The sequence below is a fragment of the Lichenihabitans sp. Uapishka_5 genome, from assembly GCF_033947565.1.
GTDB lineage: Bacteria > Pseudomonadota > Alphaproteobacteria > Rhizobiales > Beijerinckiaceae > Lichenihabitans.
The window spans coordinates 1-879 of record NZ_JARPVX010000211.1; the positions used below are offsets into that span (position 1 = coordinate 1).

The window sequence follows — 879 nt, forward strand, 5'->3', positions numbered from 1 at the left end:
TAGGCCGTGTGGACGGAATGTGCGTAGTTCAGAGACAGTGGATTCCCACGGAGCCTGATTGGTGATTCAGAGTGGGTCGGTTTTGCGGAATTGACCATGCTGACACGGATGACGGACGACGATTGGGCTGTAGCGCTGCAGGTGTTTCGGGCGGTTCGCTCGCGCCGCGGCGACAAGGGCCGCGACGATCGCAAGTTCCTCGAAGCAATGCACTATTTCACCTTGAACAACGTTTCATGGCGCGCCTTGCCGGCTGAGTTCGGTCCTTGGAACTCGGTGTGGAAGCGGTTCTGGCGGTTGCGTGAGGCCGGAGTGTTCGAGGCCTTCTTCGACACGCTGGCCGGCCTGAGCGGCAGCGCTCATCTGGTGCAGATGTTCGACTCAACCGTGGTGCGCGCCCACGTGTCGGCCGCGGGGGCAAAAGGGGGCAAACCGGTCAGGCGCTCGGCCGCTCGCGCGGCGGCTTCTCGACCAAGATCCACCTCAAGACCGACTTCGACGGTCAGCCTCTCGCCTTCCACCTGACCGGCGGAGAGGCCGGCGACAGTCCTGTCTTTCCCCTGCTGCTCGACCTTGGGCCCGACGTGATCCCACGCGCAGCGTTGGCCGACAAAGGCTACGATTCCAAGGCAAACCGCGCTGCCGCCCGGGCACGCGGTATCTGCCCGGCTATCCCGACCAAGTCGAATGCCAAGAACAGGCCGAAGTTCTTCCCCAAGACCATGTACAAGGGTCGAGCGCGGATCGAGCAGGCGTTCGGCAAGCTCAAGCGCTTCAAGCGTGTCGCACTCCGCTGCGAGAAAACAGCCAAGAGCTTTGCCAGTATCGTTTCACTGGCCCTCGGATTCATCCTCTTAAAATCCGTCCACACGGCCTAGC

The 879-nt window shown here is 62.1% G+C and carries 1 protein-coding gene and 1 pseudogene; both read left to right on the top strand.

Going from position 1 to position 879, the window contains the following annotated elements:
• Positions 1-108: 108 nt before the first annotated feature.
• Complete coding sequence (locus tag P7D22_RS23235; RefSeq protein ID WP_319936609.1) at positions 109-525, top strand: transposase; 417 nt, start codon at positions 109-111, stop codon at positions 523-525.
• Positions 468-878 (top strand): annotated as a pseudogene (locus P7D22_RS23240) (transposase); the annotation flags it as partial. The gene P7D22_RS23235 and the pseudogene P7D22_RS23240, both read left to right, overlap by 58 nt.
• Position 879: the final 1 nt, after the last annotated feature.

What these genes read in the sequence shown, in the direction of transcription:
- P7D22_RS23235 (WP_319936609.1), top strand. Translation starts at nt 109, where the DNA reads ATGACGGACGACGATTGGGCTGTAGCGCTGCAGGTGTTTCGGGCGGTT.